This is a genomic window from Argonema antarcticum A004/B2 (assembly GCF_023333585.1).
Classification (GTDB): domain Bacteria; phylum Cyanobacteriota; class Cyanobacteriia; order Cyanobacteriales; family Aerosakkonemataceae; genus Argonema; species Argonema antarcticum.
The window spans coordinates 1-17832 of sequence record NZ_JAIQZN010000071.1 but is presented as its reverse complement, the minus strand read 5'-3'; the positions used below and the strand labels follow the sequence as shown (position 1 = coordinate 17832).

At 45.5% G+C, this 17832-nt stretch carries 24 protein-coding genes and 1 pseudogene; 16 read left to right on the top strand and 9 right to left on the bottom strand.

Going from position 1 to position 17832, the window contains the following annotated elements:
- Positions 1 to 22: 22 nt before the first annotated feature.
- The 10 genes and pseudogenes from LAY57_RS25130 (at position 23) to LAY57_RS25085 (ending at position 6174) form a co-directional block, all read left to right on the top strand.
- The gene (locus LAY57_RS25130; RefSeq protein ID WP_249069843.1) at positions 23 to 268 is read left to right on the top strand and encodes a type II toxin-antitoxin system HicB family antitoxin; all 246 of its coding nucleotides are present in this window, start codon (positions 23 to 25) and stop codon (positions 266 to 268) included.
- Positions 268 to 486, top strand: coding sequence for a type II toxin-antitoxin system HicA family toxin (locus tag LAY57_RS25125; protein WP_249069842.1), 219 nt, complete (start codon positions 268 to 270; stop codon positions 484 to 486). Before LAY57_RS25130 ends, LAY57_RS25125 begins: the two co-directional genes overlap by 1 nt.
- A 19-nt stretch (positions 487 to 505) precedes the next feature.
- Positions 506 to 793, top strand: coding sequence for a hypothetical protein (locus tag LAY57_RS25120; protein WP_249069841.1), 288 nt, complete (start codon positions 506 to 508; stop codon positions 791 to 793).
- Between the two features lie 7 nt (positions 794 to 800).
- Positions 801 to 1211, top strand: a pseudogene (locus tag LAY57_RS25115) (hypothetical protein); the annotation flags it as partial.
- A 156-nt stretch (positions 1212 to 1367) separates the two neighbouring features.
- A complete protein-coding gene (locus LAY57_RS25110) occupies positions 1368 to 1697 on the top strand; it encodes a hypothetical protein (RefSeq protein ID WP_249069840.1) in 330 nt (109 codons plus the stop codon).
- Positions 1698 to 1701: 4 nt separating this feature from the next.
- Positions 1702 to 2073, top strand: a complete 372-nt coding sequence (locus tag LAY57_RS25105; protein WP_249069839.1) for a DUF2283 domain-containing protein — start codon at positions 1702 to 1704, stop codon at positions 2071 to 2073.
- A gap of 235 nt (positions 2074 to 2308) precedes the next feature.
- Positions 2309 to 3280 carry a FliH/SctL family protein gene (locus tag LAY57_RS25100; protein ID WP_249069838.1) on the top strand — a complete coding sequence of 324 codons (972 nt, stop codon included), beginning with the start codon at positions 2309 to 2311 and terminating at the stop codon, positions 3278 to 3280.
- A 191-nt stretch (positions 3281 to 3471) separates the two neighbouring features.
- Positions 3472 to 4236, top strand: coding sequence for a DsbA family protein (locus LAY57_RS25095; protein ID WP_249069837.1), 765 nt, complete (start codon positions 3472 to 3474; stop codon positions 4234 to 4236).
- 197 nt (positions 4237 to 4433) lie between these two features.
- Positions 4434 to 5150, top strand: a complete 717-nt coding sequence (locus LAY57_RS25090; RefSeq protein ID WP_249069836.1) for a CAP domain-containing protein — start codon at positions 4434 to 4436, stop codon at positions 5148 to 5150.
- 145 nt (positions 5151 to 5295) lie between these two features.
- Positions 5296 to 6174 (top strand): alpha/beta fold hydrolase, encoded by an 879-nt coding sequence (locus LAY57_RS25085; protein WP_249069835.1) that lies wholly within the window; start codon positions 5296 to 5298, stop codon positions 6172 to 6174.
- 53 nt (positions 6175 to 6227) lie between these two features.
- On the opposite strand, the gene LAY57_RS25080 is transcribed toward LAY57_RS25085, so the two are convergent.
- The 6 genes from LAY57_RS25080 to trpD all read right to left on the bottom strand — a co-directional run bounded on the left by LAY57_RS25080 (position 6228) and on the right by trpD (position 11361).
- Positions 6228 to 6503, bottom strand: coding sequence for a DUF1816 domain-containing protein (locus LAY57_RS25080; protein ID WP_249069834.1), 276 nt, complete (start codon positions 6501 to 6503; stop codon positions 6228 to 6230).
- 100 nt (positions 6504 to 6603) lie between these two features.
- Positions 6604 to 7554: a 23S rRNA (guanosine(2251)-2'-O)-methyltransferase RlmB gene (gene rlmB, locus LAY57_RS25075; protein ID WP_249069833.1), complete on the bottom strand. Its 951-nt coding sequence runs from the start codon at positions 7552 to 7554 to the stop codon at positions 6604 to 6606.
- A 90-nt stretch (positions 7555 to 7644) separates the two neighbouring features.
- Positions 7645 to 8052, bottom strand: coding sequence for a Mini-ribonuclease 3 (locus LAY57_RS25070; protein WP_249069832.1), 408 nt, complete (start codon positions 8050 to 8052; stop codon positions 7645 to 7647).
- Positions 8053 to 8288: 236 nt separating this feature from the next.
- Complete coding sequence (locus LAY57_RS25065; RefSeq protein WP_249069831.1) at positions 8289 to 8633, bottom strand: STAS domain-containing protein; 345 nt, start codon at positions 8631 to 8633, stop codon at positions 8289 to 8291.
- Between the two features lie 245 nt (positions 8634 to 8878).
- Positions 8879 to 10030: a glutamine-hydrolyzing carbamoyl-phosphate synthase small subunit gene (gene carA / locus LAY57_RS25060; protein ID WP_249069830.1), complete on the bottom strand. Its 1152-nt coding sequence runs from the start codon at positions 10028 to 10030 to the stop codon at positions 8879 to 8881.
- A 254-nt stretch (positions 10031 to 10284) separates the two neighbouring features.
- On the bottom strand, positions 10285 to 11361 hold the full coding sequence (gene trpD, locus LAY57_RS25055; protein WP_249069829.1) for an anthranilate phosphoribosyltransferase: 1077 nt from the start codon (positions 11359 to 11361) through the stop codon (positions 10285 to 10287).
- A gap of 221 nt (positions 11362 to 11582) precedes the next feature.
- Between trpD and LAY57_RS25050 the strand changes: the two genes are divergently transcribed.
- The 6 genes from LAY57_RS25050 (at position 11583) to LAY57_RS25025 (ending at position 13935) form a co-directional block, all read left to right on the top strand.
- Positions 11583 to 12029: a PIN domain-containing protein gene (locus LAY57_RS25050; RefSeq protein WP_249069828.1), complete on the top strand. Its 447-nt coding sequence runs from the start codon at positions 11583 to 11585 to the stop codon at positions 12027 to 12029.
- Entirely contained in the window at positions 12016 to 12231 is a 216-nt protein-coding gene (locus LAY57_RS25045; RefSeq protein ID WP_249069827.1) for a hypothetical protein, read from the top strand. The genes LAY57_RS25050 and LAY57_RS25045 overlap by 14 nt, the downstream gene beginning before the upstream one ends.
- A gap of 181 nt (positions 12232 to 12412) precedes the next feature.
- On the top strand, positions 12413 to 12829 hold the full coding sequence (locus LAY57_RS25040; protein WP_249069826.1) for a hypothetical protein: 417 nt from the start codon (positions 12413 to 12415) through the stop codon (positions 12827 to 12829).
- Positions 12830 to 12842: 13 nt separating this feature from the next.
- Positions 12843 to 13178, top strand: a complete 336-nt coding sequence (locus tag LAY57_RS25035) for an amidase family protein (RefSeq protein WP_249069825.1) — start codon at positions 12843 to 12845, stop codon at positions 13176 to 13178.
- A 53-nt stretch (positions 13179 to 13231) separates the two neighbouring features.
- Entirely contained in the window at positions 13232 to 13705 is a 474-nt protein-coding gene (locus tag LAY57_RS25030) for a type II toxin-antitoxin system VapC family toxin (protein ID WP_249069824.1), read from the top strand.
- A 2-nt stretch (positions 13706 to 13707) separates the two neighbouring features.
- Positions 13708 to 13935 carry a hypothetical protein gene (locus tag LAY57_RS25025; RefSeq protein ID WP_249069823.1) on the top strand — a complete coding sequence of 76 codons (228 nt, stop codon included), beginning with the start codon at positions 13708 to 13710 and terminating at the stop codon, positions 13933 to 13935.
- A 320-nt stretch (positions 13936 to 14255) separates the two neighbouring features.
- Here LAY57_RS25025 and LAY57_RS25020 read toward each other — a convergent pair whose 3' ends face one another.
- The 3 genes from LAY57_RS25020 to hisG form a co-directional block, all read right to left on the bottom strand.
- Entirely contained in the window at positions 14256 to 16085 is a 1830-nt protein-coding gene (locus LAY57_RS25020; protein WP_249069822.1) for an ABC transporter ATP-binding protein, read from the bottom strand.
- On the bottom strand, positions 16082 to 16897 hold the full coding sequence (locus tag LAY57_RS25015; protein ID WP_249069821.1) for a class I SAM-dependent methyltransferase: 816 nt from the start codon (positions 16895 to 16897) through the stop codon (positions 16082 to 16084). The genes LAY57_RS25020 and LAY57_RS25015 overlap by 4 nt, the downstream gene beginning before the upstream one ends.
- A gap of 94 nt (positions 16898 to 16991) precedes the next feature.
- A complete protein-coding gene (hisG, locus tag LAY57_RS25010; RefSeq protein ID WP_249069820.1) occupies positions 16992 to 17636 on the bottom strand; it encodes an ATP phosphoribosyltransferase in 645 nt (214 codons plus the stop codon).
- Positions 17637 to 17832 lie beyond the last annotated feature (196 nt).

Here is a 17832-nt window from a genome sequence, read left to right as displayed (position 1 = left end):
CTTATCCACGCCAGAATAAGAAATGTTAACCAAATACATCCAAGCGGCGATGCGGCAAGCGAAGTATGAAATTTTGCCCGACGATGGCACTTTCTACGGAGAAATACCCATCTGTGAAGGAGTCTACGCCAATGCTGCAACTCTTGATGCCTGTCGAGAGGAATTACAGGAAGTTTTGGAAGATTGGATTTTACTCAGTCTTACTCTAAACCTTCCCTTACCGCTAATTGATGGAATCGATCTAACTATTAGCAAGGAAGCTGCCTGATGCCACCTTTAGGCCCAATTAAACGCCAGGATTTAATTCATTATTTGAAACAACTGGGATTTGACGGCCCCTATTCCGGTAAAAAGCACCAATTCATGTTAAAAGATACCCTCCGAATCACAATCCCAAATCCTCATCAAGGTGACATCAGCACCAATCTTTTAGCCAGAATATTGCGACAAGCTAAAATTGAGCGCGATGATTGGGAACAGCTTTAAAGGAATCTGCGAATTAACTATGACCGATAGACTAGACAGAATTGAAGCTTCTATAGAAGCCAATGCAACGCAAATACAAGCAAACTCAGCCGCTATCTCTGAATTACGATCGCAAATAGAAGCAGAAAGAGCAGCGATCGGCGAACTGCGTGCTACTGTCAATTCATTGGTGCAAGTCGTAGAAATCCATCAGCGCAATCATGAAGTAAGCCAACGCAATTTTGAAGCGATTATGAATGAAATTAGAGGGATTCGCACAGAAAATCAACGCATATTAGAACATTTATTTGGCAGCCAAGAAAATTGAGTGCGAACTATGGCTGAGAATTCTGGGTAAGGGAACAGTGCAAAAAAACGCGATTAACGAATTGACGGCACTACCAGCAGATAACCCATTACGAGTAAATGCGCTAGAGTTATTGTATAACCTGCGCGTCATTCTAGAAACCAATCAAAATTTAGAGCCAGAAGACAGGGAGTTAATCATGGAATTATCACCACTTTATTTAGAAAGACTCGATACAGCTTTACAGTCAGGAATTCAACAAGGAATTCAACAAGGAGAACGCCTTGTTGTGGAAAACCTATTGAGGATTCGCTTTGGTAACTTGGATGATGAACTAAAGGCAATTATTGAGCCATTGCTAAAATTAACACCAGAAGAGTTCACTCGATTGTTGTTGCAATTATCTCGCGATGAACTATTAGCTAGGTTTAGCAGATAGAATTAGGGGTGATTTTCTTAATAATCTTTTTTATTCCTGTAGGTGCGATCGCTCTTTTTTGTACTGATCGGAAAAAGAGCGAGCGCACTTAGAATGGTTTTCATGGTATAATTGATAAAATTTATAAGTTTCTTAACTACAAGCATAAAAAATATTATGGAGGTTAGTAAGCGCTGGATAGTTCGCGATCGCTATGGCAATAATATATATTTTACCGAGGAGCGCTGGGAACACATTATCGACCCAGAAAATCATCCAGAAATGGCAGGTTGCGAAGAAAACCTCCAGCAAACGATTCGCTACGGTCGTCGTACTCAGGATTCCTTAAACCCACAAAAATACCGCTATATCATGGCGTTTGACGATTTAGAACAAAACAATACCCATATTGTCGCAATTGTTCTCTGTCGATATACTCAAGGTAAAGACGGTCAACCAGTACCAAATAACTATATCGTTACAGCCTATCAAAAAGCGATAGGTTAACTCTATGAACAAGCCAAATATAAAATACGATGAACTCAGCGACACCCTCACAATATCCTTTGAACCTGGGGTGCAAGCAACAGGCATAGAATTGACAGAACATATTCTGTTACGTATTAATAAATTCGAGCGAAAAGCAATAAGTATCAATCTTTTTGACTACTCAGTATTAACTCAAAAAACAGAAATGGGAAATCGCAGTTTTCCCATCACGGGATTAGGGCAACTATCAAGCGAAATGCGAGAAATTGTCTTTGATATATTGCTGCACCAACCAGTGTGCGAATATTTGCATCTTTCAGCTTATACGCTGTCCATTTCAGAAACAATCCCGATCGTATCCGTGCAACCAATACCCGTTGGTATCGAAGGGTAACGCTAATATTAAATGCGATCGCACTGTCAGCTTTTCGATTGGGATTATAGGTAAAAAAAAGGTGCGATCGCCTACTTCTTCCGAAACCCGGTTTTCCTAAAAAACCGGGTTTCTTTGACATAAGCGATCGCTCTATGCTATTATTGATATTTAGGTAATTAAATTATCAAAATCCTTACTATCTTTTATCTCCCACCCCACATCTGGCAATCTAAAATCTAAAATCTAAAATGGTATGACCCGCTTTCCCCACGACCAATTTGCCAAAGACTACCTCAAAGAATTATTAACCCCATTAGGACAAGTAGAAACCAGTCGCAATGTGGCTGGAGAAGTGAGAGAGATTGATGTATGGTTTACACCATCATCAACACCAACGGTTCACACGCAAACCTTGGGATTACTAGGGCGATTTGCTACCACTACCTCAATATTTGAACCATTCCGCAACGCAGTAACCGCCAGCCAAATTCGCAGTTGTATGAGCAAACTGTTTGACGTTCATGCTGATTTAGAACGTCAGGCAAAACGAGAAAATACTCGCATCAACGAATCTGACTTACCCAAATTATGGATTCTCACTCCCACAGCATCACCACTTTTATTAGATGGCTTTGGGGTAATTCCAGAGCGAGAAAACTGCCCACCAGGAGTTTATTTATTCTCAGAAAATTTCAAAACAGCAATAGTAGCGATTCATCAGTTACCCCGTACCCCAGAAACACTCTGGCTGAGAATTCTAGGTAAGGGAACAGTACAAAAACAAGCTATCAATGAATTGACGGCGCTGCCAGAGGGTAATCAATTTCGAGTAAATGCGCTAGAGTTATTATATAACCTGCGCGTCATTTTAGATGCAAATCAAAATTTAGATGAAGAAGACAGGGAGTTAATTATGCAATTATCGCCACTTTATTTAGAACGGCTAGATGCCGCCGTACAGGAAGGAATGCAGCAAGGAATACAGGAAGGAATGCAGCAAGGAATGCAGCAAGGAATACAGGAAGGAATGCAGCAAGGAATACAGGAAGGAATGCAGCAAGGGCAGCGCGTAGTTGTAGAAAATCTACTCATGGTTCGCTTTGATACATTGGATGAGGAACTCAGGGGAATCGTCAATCCTTTGTTAGAGTTGCCACCAGAAGAGTTTACCTCGTTGTTGCTGCAATTATCTCGCGATGAACTATTAGCTAGGTTTAGAAAATAAAGTTTCGAGCGATCTGCTGTTGGTCAGCTACGCGATCGCACTTACCACCCAGTAAAGTAAGCTGCGATCGCGTAGCAGCGACCTTGGCGCAGCCGCACCGAAGGGGCTAAGAGAATCGCTCGCCCCCAAAACTTTCATTTTCCCGATCTATGAGATGATAAATGCGTGAGATTCTTTTTTGGGAGAGCGCCATGACCAATTTTCTAAAACTTGCTAATAAAGCATTGAGATTAGCAGCACTATTAATGTTATGTTTGGCAATGTTCTGTTGGTCAGTTCCCGCGCAAGCAGCCAGCCGAATTAGCCCACAATTGGAAGAACAAGTCTTGCAGATTCTCCGCCAACACCCAGAAGTAATTCTGGAATCTGTACAAGCATACCAGGAGCAACAACAAAAGCAAATACAGCAAACACGGCAGGCATTTGTGGAGCAGATAAAAACCAATCCTAAAGCAGTGATTGGCGAATCTCCCACCACTGGTGCATCTGAGCCAAAAATTGTGCTGCTAGAGTTCTCAGACTTTGAATGTCCCTATTGTTCCAAAGCTAATACAACCCTGAAACAGTTCATAGCAAAACATCAGGATGAAGTCACACTGGTTTACAAGCATTTCCCCCTAATCTCAATTCATCCTGAAGCCATGTCTGCTGCAAAAGCTGCTTGGGCTGCGGGTCAACAGGGCAAATTCTGGGAGTACCACGATGCCCTATTTACACAGCAAGACAAATTAGGTGAAGCATTATATTTGGATATTGCCCAGAACATGAATCTGGATTTAGACAAGTTCGATCGCGACAGAAATCTTGCCGATACCGCAATTCAGAAAGATATGCAGCTAGCTGAAAGATTGGGGCTTTCTGGCACACCCTTTTTTGTGATGAATGGCGAGATATTTTCAGGTGCTGTCCAACTATCCGATATGGAAAACATATTGGCTCGTGTAAGCAAGTCGTGAGGCAAATTATAGGTCTAATTAAATTGTGTGCGATCGGGCTAACAACTTCATTTGTCCCAGTCGGCCCGATCGCCCAAATCATGTATCAAGATTAAAACAAATTAGAGAGCAATTGCACCGCTTATGGCAGTATGATAATATGGGAATATACTAGCATCTATTTAGTTATGTATTTGTTGCTTCATTAGGTAATAAAAATGCAGTTACTCAGATTTTTAGCTATTGTCCCTATTACGCTACTAGCCACATTCTCGTGTTCAATCCTTCCATCTAACCAATCTCAAGCAAATAATAATCGTAATACCGCACCAACTCCACTTGCTCAAAGAAGATCGACTCCCTCGGCACAAACAAATTATCTTTCAGCTTTGGAGAGAGGGATAATAGCAGAAACTAACCGGGCGCGAGCAAATCCCCCTGCTTATGCTGCCACACTGGAAAATTGGAAAAAGGGCTTTCAAGGAAACCGAGTCAGACTCTCCGCTAACCTGTTTTTGCAAACACAGGAAGGGGTAAAACCTGTCGATGAGGCGATTCGGTTCTTAAAATCAACCCGTCCCAGACCAACTTTGACGCCATCCAGAGGTATGTCTTTGGCTGCTAGAGATCACGTCAGAGACCAAGGGCCCAAAGGTGCCATAGGTCACGATGGAACCGATCGCAGCAACCCCTCCACGCGGGTCAACCGCTACGGTTCCTGGCAAATCACTACAGGCGAAAATATCAGTTATGGCCCCAACACAGCCCAACAAGTCGTCATGCAGTTAATCATTGATGATGGGGTTCCCAATCGCGGTCACAGAACCAACATCTTTAACCCCGCTTTCCGAGTCGTTGGGGTTGCCTGTGGGCCTCATACTCGCTACCGCACGATGTGCGTGATTGAATATGCAGGCGGATATCGGGAAAGATAGGGGCTAGAAAAGTCAAAAGTCAAAAGTCAAAAGTCAAAAGTCAAAAGTCAAAAGAAAAAATGGGCTAGGGACTGGGGAAGAAGAAAAAAAATTACTCAACTAACCGCTCCCCCACTCCCCCACTCTCCCACTCCCCCCCTCCTATATGCCTCAACCTTCTTCCCCAGCTGCTCATCTCCACGTCCACATCCAGGGACAAGGCTTCCCGATCCTCTGTCTGCACGGACATCCCGGTTCGGGCAGCAGTATGTCCGTTTTCACCCAACACCTCTCCCAGCGGTTCCAAACTATAGCCCCCGACTTGCGCGGATATGGCAACAGTCGGGCAAATGACGATTTTGATATGGGCGACCATTTGACAGACTTGGAAGCCCTTATAGACCGCCTTCACATCGATCGCTGCTTAATATTGGGATGGTCGCTGGGAGGAATTTTGGCTATGGAATTGGCACTCAGATGTCCAGAGCGAGTCAGCGGTTTAATTTTAATTGCGACAGCCGCTCGGCCTCGCGGTAGCCATCCGCCTATCAGTTGGCAGGATAATTTATACACTGGGTTAGCTGCTATTATTAACGGAGTGCAACCTGGTTGGCAATGGAATATTGATACTTTTGGGAAGCGATCGCTCTTTCGCTACCTCATTGGGCAACATACTCCCGGTGCTTATCGGTACATCGCTTCTGATGCCATTTCAGCATATATGCGAACCTCACCAGCTGCCGATCGCGCCCTGATGACAGCTCTTAGATCTGGGTACAACCGACTCGAACACCTATCCCAGATTGAATGCCCTTGTCTAATGCTAGCTGGAGCAGCCGATCGCCACATTACAGCTGAATCGAGTTTGGAAACGGCTCGTCACCTGAAAAATTGTCAGTGGGAATGTTACCCCAACACCGCCCATCTCCTCCCGTGGGAAATTCCCGAACAGGTACTCAGAGATATCGATCGCTTTCTTGAAAGTCATCCTGAAGCGATCGCATATCCCCATCCGATCGACCTACCCAGACAGGGCGGAAACTAAGCCAAAACAAATTTCAGCAAGCTTGACGCCTTACACCTTAAAAGTTGCTACGTCTAACTGCTAAAAGTTGGCGATGCCTGGGGGTCAATCTTCTCTCCCGATTCCTCGTCGATAGTCAGCTTTACTGGCTTGCAGCATTTGATGAAAACAGCAGCGACTTGAGCGCCTTCTATTTCCAAGTCTTCAAGGTAGCCACCCTTTTGGGCTTCCGCATCTTTAGCGGTTAGAAATGGGCCAAAATAGTAGGTACAGTGTGGGTTCTGTGTCACAATCTCTACCCACCAAGCCAAACCCAAAAAATTGAGAATGTTAATCAAGATTTCTTTCATGGCCTCTACCTCTCTTATGCGATCGGATGCGGTCTGTAATTTGGCTTTTATTTACATTTCTTTATACTCTCTTACCTTTCCTTTTTCAAAAGATCTTTTTTCAATCCACATCAACTGGTTTTGACCATACCCGCTGCGGTTTATCTGACCAACGCCGCCGGAAAATTTCATACAGCGCCATTGCTGCTGCTACTGAGGCATTCAGGCTGGAAGTTTTTCCTTGGAGTGGAATAGATACAAGAAAATCGCAGTGACGTTGTGTCAGGAGACTGAGCCCTTCACCTTCAGAGCCGATCGCCACCACTGTAGGTCTATCAAATTTTTCAATGGTATGCAGCGACTGAGGAGCATTTGCCGCTGCGCCGTAAATCCAGAACCCAGCCTCCTTCAATTCTTCCAAAGCGCGACTGAGATTGACAACCCTCGCCACTGGAAAATTTTCTAAAGCGCCTGACGCTACTTTCATTACAGTAGAGGTGATCCCCACAGCTCGTCGTTGCGGCATCACCAACCCTTGGGCTCCCAAAGCTTCGGCGGTACGAATAATCGAGCCAAGATTTTGCGGATCGGTGATGCTATCCAATGCTACTAGGACGGGCTGATCGGAAACCGATTTTGCTTGTGAAATCAGATCTTTTAGTTCCGTGTATGTAAAAGGTGCTACTTGCGCTGCTATACCTTGATGATTGCCACGCTGAGTAATTTGGTCTAAGCGCTGCGGCTCTACCTCATCAATTACGGTGCCGTTACCCTTTGCCTGTTGTAATAAAGTGTGAAAGCGGGGATCGTAACGTAAGTGCGGCAATATCCAAATTCGGTTCAGAGAACGCTGATTTGCCAAAGCCGCCAGCACGGTTTGGCGACCGTAGATCGTATCTGTTTCTTCGGTGGTTTCTATACCAGCATTTTTTGCTTCGCCCGGTTCGGGTAACCGAGCTACACCTTTCGCAAGGCGAAGGGGTTTAACAACTCTCGGCTTGATCCTGGGTTTTATAGATCCGCCCCGATTTGGCTGGTTCTGAGCTTCAGGATTACGATTTCTAGGAGCCATGTTTTTTTGAAGTTTCAGCTCGTCAGCCTTATGGTTTTAATTTACTAGCGTACTAATTGCTTTTACAGCTATCTAGAGAACAATTTCCAATTATTCCTTTTGGGGGTCAAGTTCTAATTGTGCTAATAGCTGAGTCAGTCGTTCGGGATCGGTTAGATACAAATATCCCATCAATGTTTCTAAACTTGTTGCCTGTTGATATATTTCAGGAGACACTCGCTTAGGGCCTCCTGAAGCGGCGTTGCGTCCTCGTCGTAAAATTGCCAATTCTGTGTCAGTAAGTTGGGGTTCCAGCGATCGCAGCAGTCGCGCCTGACTTTCTGCTCGCACCATCGCCACCACTTGACGATGATAACTTTCTATTCGCTTGGGTGGCAGGAGATAACGGCTCCTGATATATAGTTCGTACACGGCATCTCCCAGATAGGCCAAAGCAACTGGTGAAAGTCGCTGTATTTCTGCGGGCGAGCATGAGCCTGAGAGCGGCAGATCGAACATTTGCACCTTATTCTATCAGAAAGTGTCAGTCACAGTCAGATATGTTAAGACACTAGAGAGCTATCAAAGTAAGGAAGCCACTGTGTTTGTACTCAGCACTCAGCACTCACCACTCAGCACTTTGCTGTGTCAGTCACAGACTGTCTCCGGTCATCTCGCATAGGGACGTATTGCCATGATAAAAAGGCTATCCAGAGCTTAAACCGGATAGCGCGATCGCAAAGCGCTTACCCAACTTATTTGTATTTTTCTAGAGCAGCATCAACCGAAGGCTGCAAAGACAGAAACTTTTCCAAGCGCACCAGCTTGACAGTCTGCGTCACGCGGGCATTGCTGACGATTTGCAAAGAACCCTCAGCACCTTGAGCCTGCTTGGCTAGCTGCACTAAAGCGCCCAATCCAGAGCTATCGACAAAATCGATTTGAGAAAGATCCAAAATAATATTTTTTGGGCCTTCGTCGATACACTTACCGATATTTTTTCGGAAAGTTGGCTCCGAAAAAGCGTCTAATAAGCCGGTGAGGCGAAATAGCTGGTATTTTTCCTTGACATCGCGAGTGCCTCTAAGGCTAACGGTCAAAGTTAATGGCTCAGGAATAACACCCTCCTAGCTACAACATAGTCCTTAAGTCGAGGCTCTAGTATATATATTTTCTGGGTAATTGTCTACAAGGGGCTAGGGAAGAGGGGAGAAGAGGAGGGGGAGAGCGGGAGAACGGGAGAGAGGGAGAAGAGGAGGGGGAGAGCGGGAGAAAATGTACATAATAATTCCCCCACTCTCCCACTCCCCTACTCCCCCACTCCCTCTTCCCTAGTCCCTAGCCCCTAGCTTTTAGCCCCTGCTTTTCGCATAGCTTGGACAAATTGCTCAAACAGGTAATCGGCGTCGTGGGGGCCGGGGCTAGCTTCTGGGTGATACTGTACGGAGAAGACAGGCAGGGATTTGTGACGCAATCCGGCTAAAGTGCGATCGTTCAGATTGAGGTGAGTAATTTCCACTTCGTCATCCGAGAGGCTATCGGGATCGATCGCAAAACTGTGGTTTTGACTGGTAATCTCAATCTTTTGGCGCAGACCGGCTGGCTGATTTAAGCCGCGATGCCCAAATTTTAGCTTGAAAGTTTCCGCACCCAGAGAAAGACCGAGAATCTGGTGCCCCATACAAATACCGAATACTGGTTTTTGGGAACTTAACAGCGCCTTGGTAGTTTCGATGCCTTCAGTAACGGCTGACGGGTCGCCTGGGCCATTAGAGAGAAAAATTCCGTCCGGGTTATATTTAAGGATCTCTTCTGAAGAAGTGTTTGCCGGGACAACGATGACTCGACAACCGTAACTCGCCAGACGGCGCAGAATATTGCGTTTGACGCCAAAATCAATGGCTACAACAGTGAGGCGTTCCTCTTGAGCCGATTGAGCGGTGGGGCTAAACTCCCAAACAGATGCGGTGGGATCTGACCATTCGTACATCTTGCGAGTTGTTACTTCTCGCACCAAATTTAATCCTGCCATGCTAGGCGCTGCTTTTACCTGTGCCAATAACTCAGCCGGATCGAGAATTTCCGTGGAAATCCCGCCGTTCATTGCACCAAACTGGCGAATTTTGCGGGTTAGTGCGCGGGTATCGAGGCCGTAAATGCCTGGGATATTGTGCTGTTTGAGGTAATCGGGTAAAGATTGAGTAGAGCGCCAGTTGCTTGGTCTGCTGGCGATGTTGCGTGCTATTGCACCCCGCACTTGGGGCCCAGAAGATTCTTCATCCTCTGGATTGACGCCGGTATTTCCCAGTTCTGGATAGGTAAAGGTCACAATCTGACCGCAGTAGCTGGGATCGGTCAACACTTCCTGATAACCAGTCATGCCGGTGTTAAATACCACTTCCCCGATCGTAGTTCCCGTCGCACCGAACGACCAACCGCGAAAAACGGTGCCATCCGCCAGCACTAGCAAAGCCGCTTGAGCATCAAAGAGGGGCATAATTTTCTATTAACAGACTAGAAGCGATGCTATTATTACACGACACTCCAGGTCGATAAAGTTTATCAATATAGCTTTTGTTGTGATGCGATCGCATTTCCCATCTTGCCAATTAAATAGAACTTAAGCAATCGCCCCCTAACCCCCCAAATCTGGGGGTAACAGGACTGACGCTTTTCGCCGCTTACTCCCCAAATTGGAGTAACAGGACTTTTCGCCCCCCAAAATTGAGGGGTCGGGGGGCATCTAAAATTCTAGTTGAGGAACTGAACTAATTCCTCTAGTTTCGACCAAGCAGCACCGCTACGCAAAATCTCTTTAGCAATAGAAATCCCTTTGGCGTGTTCTCCCATCGCGATCGCACCGCCAATCTGGAGTGCTAATGCCGCATTTAAAGCTACCACATCATGTTGCGCTTCAGTTCCATTTCCTTGCAGAACTTCTCGCAAAATCTCGGCATTTTCCTGCACATCCCCGCCGCGTATTGCCCCAATGGGTGCTGGTGTCAAATCAAGTTCTTGGGGATTGAGGGAAGATATCTGCACTTCACCTTCAGAGAGTACTGCCAAATCCGTCCAATCTCCAAGTCCGGCTTCATCCAGTTTTTCCCGTCCGTGGAGGACGATCGCTTTTTGCGTACCCAAGCTAAGTAAAGCATGGGCGATAGTTGCCAACAAGTTTGGTTCGCACACCCCGACGATTTGACCTGTGGGTCGCAACGGATTGACGAGTGGCCCCAATAAATTAAATACCGTCCGCACTTTCAGAGTACGCCGCAACGGTGCTACAACCTTCAGTGCTGGGTGCCAACCGGGTGCAAATAAAAAGGTAATGCCAACTTCTGATAGGGCTGCCTGGACGCGATCGGCCCCAGCATTTAAGTTAACGCCCAAGGCTTCCAGCACATCCGCCGAACCCACCCGACTTGAAGCCGATCGATTTCCATGTTTTGCGACTCGCACACCCGCCGCCGCCGCCACAAACGCCACAGAAGTAGAAATATTAAAGGTCGATGCCCCATCTCCACCAGTACCGCAGGTATCGATGATTGGGATTGGGGATTGGGAAGCTTCAGCTTGTACCTTTCTTCCCTTATCCTCTTCTTTCCCATATTCCACAAGAGATTGAGCCTGCAACACCTGTGCCATCCCAGCCAATTCTTCAGCTGAAACGCCTTTAGCTTGAATAGCGGCTAAAATCGCTCCCGATAAGACGGGTTCAATTGCTTCGTTCAACCATCCCTCCATCAACTGTGACGCTTGGTCAAATGATAGAGATTGTCGATCGAGCAATTGTTGCAGCAAGCTAGTCCAGCTGGAGGATGATATCATGTCCGGTAGCATCGGTCACCTAAAAAATTCCTATTCTTATTCTTATCTGCGTTAATCTGTCTTCATCTGCGGTAAAAATCTAACCAACGATGACAACAGACAATTTGACGATATCACTCATGTACCATTCCTGACAGGTTAAGAAAGTGGAACTTTTGTCAATGAGTGAATATGCTCAAAGCAGCAAGATAGGATGAGATGGTCTTGCTTCGAGCGATCGCATGACAAGAGTATATTTAGATACCAGTGCCTACAACCGTCCATTTGATGATCAAACTCAGCCCAAAATTTTCCTCGAATCACAAGCTGTAGTTATCATCTTGCAGATGATCGAGGCAAAAGAGGTTGAGTTGATTAGTTCCTCAGTTCTGGAATATGAAAATAGCCGTAATCCATATCCTATTAAACAGGAGGCAATGAATCGATATCTTCAGTTGGCTGGATTAAGGCAAGAGGTTGATGAAGCTATCCGCCAGAGAGCCGAGGAATTGGAACAAAATGGATTAAAAGCAATTGATGCGTTGCATGTTGCGTGTGCTGAAGCAATTGGCAGCGATTATTTCATTACCTGCGACAAGCGGCTTATCAATAGGTGTTCGGGGTTAACGATGAGAGTAGTAAATCTAGTCGATTTTGTTTTGGAGATAAGCAACGATGATCCAGGTTAAGAGTGAACAAGAAGTCTTACAAGAAGGGTTGCAGATTCTGCTATCTAATATGGAACCGTCTGCTGTCGCTCGGTTTTGGGCAGCGTGCAATATTGGAAAAGGAGACTACTTAAAACTCAAGGATGAGCTTTTTGCCCAAGAGTCAGTAGTAAGCTTATACTCTAAGATCGCAGAATTTCAGGCATCAAATCACGAAGCCTAATAACAAGTTGGGCTGCTTCAAATCTTGGCTGAGACAGTGCATCAAAGTTGTCTATGAATATCAGGCTAATCTGTTTAGATATTAGCTGTGGCAAAAGCAGTAAACTACGCCAAACAATGGAGCAAACAATTAAATTACTTTCCGTAAAAACTCAAACACGCTTATAGAGGGTTGATTTGGTATGTCAGAGAGTGAAGAATTAGAAAAAGATGTAGAAGGTTTGCAACGTGAGCTTGGTCATTGTTCAGACCGATTCGGTAATGAGTGCAAACTTTATCAACGTTGGGATCTTGGACTTACAGTTGCTGCTATCGTCTTTACATTGTTGACAGCAGTTACAGGAACATTAGAGGATGGCAGGTTACTTCCTGGTAACTCCCAGAAAATATTGACTGGAGTTTTTGGGGCAATTGCAGTTGCTATTCAGTCGGCAGTAACCAAGTTTCCCGTGCAAGAAAGAGCAAAATCTTACCGCAAACAGCGGAATGAAATGTATATCTTGCAACGAGAATTGGATGTTATTGAAACTGATGAAGGGCTAAAAACGGTACGAAGTCAGTATGCAAAAATGTTGAGAGATGAGATGGAAATGCCCTAAGTTACATAACAGTATGACAAACAACAGCAGCCCAACAATTCGGCTGGAGCGGTCTGACAAAGTTGAGTGGACAGTCTCTATTCAATGGGGAAGAGGTTCACATTCATCGGCATCGGGTGCTTATGTCGTGCCATTTAATCTCACGGGGCATCTAGCGGTAGTTATTCCTATTGGAAAAACTCAAAATGGCTTGCCAATCGGAATGCAGATAGTTGGGAAGCGATGGCAAGAAATGGAGTTATTGGCGATCGCTCAGGACATCGATCAAGTCGTTGGTGGATTTCAACGCCCTTCTGAGTATTTGTCATTTGCAGAAACGCCGTATAACAACCCCGCTGCACCGGAATAAATGTAATCAACGAAGGGCTGGGTTAAAATGGAGAGACTCCCAGCCTACTTCCTATGAGTGAAACAGTCTACATCGAAACCAGCATTTTGGGCTATCTCACTGCTCGACCGAGTAGGAATCTTGTATTGGTTGCAAATACTGAAGTAACGCGAGAGTGGTGGGATACACGCCGTAGTGGCTTTGACCTCTACACATCCCAAGCTGTTCTAAAAGAAGTAGCTCAAGGAGACGCTGAAATGGCATCTCGACGACTAGAGATCCTTTGTGATTTTCCGTTACTAGAACTGAACCAGTCTGTACTTGACTTAGCAGAACAATTCTTGGAGCGCAGTAATCTTCCCTCAAAAGCGGATGTTGATGCTGTTCACATTGCCGCCGCTACTGTGCATGGAATGGATTACTTGCTGACATGGAACTGCAAGCACATTGCCAATGCTCAGATTCAGGGAAAATTGGCAGAGATCAGCCTTGATTTCGGATACGAGTTACCGATTCTTTGTACACCCTATGAACTCCTCGAAGGTTAATTATGTTGCAGGATGAAATTGTAGAAGAAATTCACAGAATTCGTGAAGAGTACTCCCGGTCGTTCAACCATGACTTGAAAGCAATCTTTGCTGATTTGCAAAAACAGCAAGCGGAAAGCGGCAGAGAAGTTGTGAATTTATCGCGCAAGCCCGGTCTAACAACACGTTGGAGCGGACGAGCGAGAGATCTTGGTGGGGATGCAAAGGATACTAGCCGCCGCTCAACTTAGCCGTTAGCCTGCTTCGTCTCTACGTAGGAACGAAGCAGCTAGGCTTTTTCCTCTCCCCGACCAGAGAATATTCTCATTTTTATTCACAGCCGCTTTGAGCATATTCACTCATTGACAAAAGTTCCACTTTCTTAACCTGTCACGAATGCTTGCTTTCTGGGTATGTTATTGCACTTTAGCGCTCTTATCCCAGTTGTAATAAGAGCGCTAAAGCGCAACAACGTACCTAATACCCGCCTCAACTATATAAGTAGCAACTTGCGTTAAAACTTATTGGGAAATTGGGAATTTCAGATTTTAGATTTTAAATCTAAAATTGATTAATTTCCTAACATCTGCAACTTATACAAACTGGCATAAAGTCCTTCTTGTTGCAGTAGTTCTTCATGGCTACCCGATTCTACAAGTTGTCCCCGCTTCAGTACTAGAATGCGATCGACATCGCGAATCGTAGAGAGTCTGTGAGCGATAATAATCGCAGTACGTTCTGCCAGCATACGCTCCAACGCTTCCTGAATCAAGACTTCTGTCCCCACATCTAAGCTAGCAGTTGCCTCATCCAACACTAAAATGCGAGGATTGCGGATAGCAGCACGGGCAAAAGCTAGTAGTTGTTTCTGACCGCCAGAAAGATTGGTGCCTCGTTCCCGCAACTGGGTATCGTAACCTTGAGGTAGCTGTTCGATAAAGTGGGCGACATTCGTTTTTTCCGCAGCAGTGCGGATCTCCTCAAATGAGTAGGTTTCTCCCAAAGTGATGTTACTTTTGACATCACCGGCAAACAGAAAGCCATCTTGCAGTATAACTCCCATGTAACGGCGCAGTTCTGTTTGAGGCAAATCCCGAACATCCACTCCATCGAGAAGAATGCGACCCTGAGTGGGTTCGTAAAGACGGCACAAAAGACGAATGATCGAGCTTTTACCTGCACCTGTGGGGCCAACCAAGGCTACTTTTTCGCCCGGTCGGATGGTGAAATCCAAATCTTTGAGAACGTATTCATCGGCTTTGTAGGCAAAAGATACATGATCGAAACGAATTTCTCCACCAGTGATTCCTCTTGCTGGCGGTAGAGATTTGGGATGTTCGGGATCGCGAATTTCGATTGGTTCGTTGAGGATGTCAGTAATGCGTTCGACGGCGGTGAAACCGGCTTGAATTGAGGTGAATTTCTCAGCTAATTGGCGCAAGGGATCGAAAAGACGTTGGGCATATAGAATAAAGGTGGATAAAATGCCAAAACTGAAGTTGTTTTGCATGACAAACCAGCCACCTAAACCCAGGACGCCTGCGATCGCAATCAGCGAAATCCACTCCAGCGTAGCAGAAACAGCTGAGTCGTAAAAGATGGTTCTGTCTACCTCGCCGATGTAGCGCTTGTTGATGGTACGAAATAACTCTGAATTAAACTGTTCCCGGCGGAACAACTGCACTACATTAATCCCGATGATATTTTCTTGCAGAGTGGCGTTAAGGGCGGAAAGTTCCTCCCTAGCTTTGTAATTGGCTTTGCGGTACTGTTGCTGGAAATAAACGATCGCAGCGGTTACTGGCACCAACATTAGCACTAACATCAAAGCTAATTGCCATTGCAGCAAAAACATGGTAGTTGCAATCACCACAATCGAAAACAAATCGCTGACAATACCGATCGCACCAGTAGAAAAAACATCCCCCAATGCTTCTACATCGCTGGTAAGACGAGTAATCAATTTTCCTACAGGAGTGCGGTCGAAAAATCGCACTGCTAAAGAAGTAACGCGATCGAACAAATCCTTGCGAATAGCAGCGGTGATCTCCTGACCCACCTTTTGTACTGCGTATGATTGAGTGCTAACAAGTACCATCCGTAGAGATACAGTTAGCAACAATAAAATGACCAGAATATTAAACGCCTCTGACAAAGGGCGACTTTGGAGAAAAGCAAACGTTGTCTTCTCTTGGCGAATTAAAGAGATCGCCTGTCCGATCAAAATGGGTTGAATAGCGGCAGAAACAGCTACCGGCACCAATAATGCGATCGCCAGCGCCAGCAGACGCCTGCTTTGGCGAGCGTAAGGCACTAGGCGCAGGAATAATCGCCAGTCGCTTTCGCTTTTGCGCGATCGTTTACTTTCAATAGTCTCTATCAGAGGCGACGAACTTGTCATGAATGATATGTCTCTACTTTTTTTCTTGCTTCTACTTCTAATTTCACTATTGGCATATACAAAAAACCCTCTCTATCCAGAGGGATGCACTCAATGTATGTTTCTGTTATGACATCAATAAGCTCTTGATGTAGATCTTCTGGTAAGCTGGCAAGAAGGGGAAGCCACGTAGTCCGAATCAACCCTTTAAATTCTTCTTTTCCCTCGAACATCATATTTGTGGTTATGGCTTCTACCCGGTTAGATTTTAAGCCCGCACATTCTAACAAATCTTTATATTCATCTGCTTTGTACAGACCAAAAGGCGTACTCATAAATTTCTCGAAGTACTTCCCCCATTTGTCAATTCTAATCATTTTCTCTATAAATCCTCTCGTGCCAGTATCATTCTCTGGCTTGCCAACAAACAAAAGCTGTATTTTACCATCCGGCTTCAGGCTTTTCCTAATTCCTTCCAGCACCGGCGTGTGGTCAGCGATCCAATGAAGGCAAGTAAAGGAGACGATCGAATCGAATTCATTTTCAAAATTTAGATTTCTTGCATCTTCATGCTGGAATCGGAGATTAGGGAAATCCGTAGGAGGAAACTTGCTGCTTGCAAAGTTGACCATATCTTCAGAACAGTCAATTCCCAGAACAGATCCATTCGGTACAAGTCTGGCAAGCTCAGCAGTAATCTTACCATCTCCGCAGCCAATATCCAGAATCCTTTCATCTCCTTTCAAGCCAAGCTTGGCAATAAATTCTTTTGCCAATCTTAGCTGTTCGGAAGAATTTTTGTGGTAATCTTCTGCATTCCATTTGTAGTACATAATCTTTATTGTCCGATTTGTCAAGTTGGTAGAATGGGCAGTACACTGCCTAGTTTTATTACTTCCACAAGTTTGACAACAATTCGGGTAAAAATTAGACTGCTGAGAGAGTTTTTTCTCTCAGATGTTCAACCGAACTGTGCAGATTATCCATATTGAGGCGATAACTCAGGGGATGGGCAATTAGTCGGGCAGTGCTTTCAAACAGAACCTCTATCTCTACCAAGCCATTTTCTTTGAGAGTTTTGCCAGTTGATACCAAGTCTACGATCGCTTCCGACATTCCAGTTATTGGCCCAAGTTCCACCGAACCGTACAGGGGCACAATTTCCACAGGCAAATCCAGGTTACCAAAGTATTCGCGGGCGCAGTGAATAAATTTAGAGGCGACCCTACCGTGAGGAGGCAATTCCAACGCTGACTGGTAAGGACTAGAAGATTTTACGGCCACGGACATCCGACAGCGACCAAATTGGAGGTCAGCCAAATGAGCCACTTTAGGTTGTTTCTCCCGCAAAACATCGTAACCGACAATTCCCAGCTGGGCTTGTCCGTATTCAACATAAACTGGGACATCTTGCGCCCGTACCAGCAGGGCTTTTGCCGTACCGCTAGGGTTTTCAATCTGGAGTTGACGCATTCCCGGTTCTAGGAAACCGCTGAAGTCGAGTCCAACTGCTTGCAGCAGACGGATGGTATCAGTCAAAAGTGCGCCTTTGGGTAATGCAACAGTCAGCATATTGGTGATTTTAGATTTTAGATTTTAGATTGGGAAACTGATATTTGGGCGATTTTCCTAGCCCTTCCGGGCGACTTCGCCAAGGTCGCCGCTTCGCTAACGGCGATGATCGAATCTTTCTTGTCCCCCTTGTCCCCCTTGTCCCCCTTGTCCCCCTTGTCCCCCTTGTCCCCCTTGTCCCCCTTGTCCCCCTTGT

What these genes read in the sequence shown, in the direction of transcription:
- LAY57_RS25130 (WP_249069843.1), top strand. Translation starts at nt 23, where the DNA reads ATGTTAACCAAATACATCCAAGCGGCGATGCGGCAAGCGAAGTATGAA.
- LAY57_RS25125 (WP_249069842.1), top strand. Translation starts at nt 268, where the DNA reads ATGCCACCTTTAGGCCCAATTAAACGCCAGGATTTAATTCATTATTTG.
- LAY57_RS25120 (WP_249069841.1), top strand. Translation starts at nt 506, where the DNA reads ATGACCGATAGACTAGACAGAATTGAAGCTTCTATAGAAGCCAATGCA.
- LAY57_RS25110 (WP_249069840.1), top strand. Translation starts at nt 1,368, where the DNA reads ATGGAGGTTAGTAAGCGCTGGATAGTTCGCGATCGCTATGGCAATAAT.
- LAY57_RS25105 (WP_249069839.1), top strand. Translation starts at nt 1,702, where the DNA reads ATGAACAAGCCAAATATAAAATACGATGAACTCAGCGACACCCTCACA.
- LAY57_RS25100 (WP_249069838.1), top strand. Translation starts at nt 2,309, where the DNA reads ATGACCCGCTTTCCCCACGACCAATTTGCCAAAGACTACCTCAAAGAA.
- LAY57_RS25095 (WP_249069837.1), top strand. Translation starts at nt 3,472, where the DNA reads ATGACCAATTTTCTAAAACTTGCTAATAAAGCATTGAGATTAGCAGCA.
- LAY57_RS25090 (WP_249069836.1), top strand. Translation starts at nt 4,434, where the DNA reads ATGCAGTTACTCAGATTTTTAGCTATTGTCCCTATTACGCTACTAGCC.
- LAY57_RS25085 (WP_249069835.1), top strand. Translation starts at nt 5,296, where the DNA reads ATGCCTCAACCTTCTTCCCCAGCTGCTCATCTCCACGTCCACATCCAG.
- LAY57_RS25080 (WP_249069834.1), bottom strand. Translation starts at nt 6,503, where the DNA reads ATGAAAGAAATCTTGATTAACATTCTCAATTTTTTGGGTTTGGCTTGG.
- rlmB (WP_249069833.1), bottom strand. Translation starts at nt 7,554, where the DNA reads ATGGCTCCTAGAAATCGTAATCCTGAAGCTCAGAACCAGCCAAATCGG.
- LAY57_RS25070 (WP_249069832.1), bottom strand. Translation starts at nt 8,052, where the DNA reads ATGTTCGATCTGCCGCTCTCAGGCTCATGCTCGCCCGCAGAAATACAG.
- carA (WP_249069830.1), bottom strand. Translation starts at nt 10,030, where the DNA reads ATGCCCCTCTTTGATGCTCAAGCGGCTTTGCTAGTGCTGGCGGATGGC.
- trpD (WP_249069829.1), bottom strand. Translation starts at nt 11,361, where the DNA reads ATGATATCATCCTCCAGCTGGACTAGCTTGCTGCAACAATTGCTCGAT.
- LAY57_RS25050 (WP_249069828.1), top strand. Translation starts at nt 11,583, where the DNA reads ATGACAAGAGTATATTTAGATACCAGTGCCTACAACCGTCCATTTGAT.
- LAY57_RS25045 (WP_249069827.1), top strand. Translation starts at nt 12,016, where the DNA reads ATGATCCAGGTTAAGAGTGAACAAGAAGTCTTACAAGAAGGGTTGCAG.
- LAY57_RS25040 (WP_249069826.1), top strand. Translation starts at nt 12,413, where the DNA reads ATGTCAGAGAGTGAAGAATTAGAAAAAGATGTAGAAGGTTTGCAACGT.
- LAY57_RS25035 (WP_249069825.1), top strand. Translation starts at nt 12,843, where the DNA reads ATGACAAACAACAGCAGCCCAACAATTCGGCTGGAGCGGTCTGACAAA.
- LAY57_RS25030 (WP_249069824.1), top strand. Translation starts at nt 13,232, where the DNA reads ATGAGTGAAACAGTCTACATCGAAACCAGCATTTTGGGCTATCTCACT.
- LAY57_RS25025 (WP_249069823.1), top strand. Translation starts at nt 13,708, where the DNA reads ATGTTGCAGGATGAAATTGTAGAAGAAATTCACAGAATTCGTGAAGAG.
- LAY57_RS25020 (WP_249069822.1), bottom strand. Translation starts at nt 16,085, where the DNA reads ATGACAAGTTCGTCGCCTCTGATAGAGACTATTGAAAGTAAACGATCG.
- LAY57_RS25015 (WP_249069821.1), bottom strand. Translation starts at nt 16,897, where the DNA reads ATGTACTACAAATGGAATGCAGAAGATTACCACAAAAATTCTTCCGAA.
- hisG (WP_249069820.1), bottom strand. Translation starts at nt 17,636, where the DNA reads ATGCTGACTGTTGCATTACCCAAAGGCGCACTTTTGACTGATACCATC.